Source organism: Chryseobacterium sp. SIMBA_029, assembly GCF_046535275.1.
GTDB lineage: Bacteria > Bacteroidota > Bacteroidia > Flavobacteriales > Weeksellaceae > Chryseobacterium.
This window is the reverse complement of record NZ_JAWRXA010000343.1, coordinates 1-270: the sequence shown is the minus strand read 5'-3', so window position 1 is coordinate 270 and position 270 is coordinate 1. Positions and strand designations below refer to the sequence as shown.

At 34.4% G+C, this 270-nt stretch carries 1 pseudogene; it reads right to left on the bottom strand.

Features of this window, described 5'->3' with window-relative positions:
• Positions 1–233, bottom strand: a pseudogene (locus SB679_RS24395) (lipoyl(octanoyl) transferase); the annotation flags it as partial.
• Positions 234–270: the final 37 nt, after the last annotated feature.

Sequence of the window (270 nt, the reverse complement as noted above, 5' to 3'; positions counted from 1 at the left end):
CCGGCAAGCATATTTTCCTCATGTCCGCTTTTTCCCAATGTATAAACGTGTGGGTGTTCTACTAAAAGGAGATGGTTAGATGTTGTAATGTGTTGCTCTTCAGGAAGATCTCTGTTTTTTATTTTGGTATCAATAATAGCTTTCATCAGTTGCTCCTGATAATCCCAGGCGGGTTGATATTCTTTGATTCCTAAATCTTCAAATTCTACTGCTTTATTCTGATTTGTATTCATTTCAATTTTTGACATACAAATTTAGTGAATTTTAAGC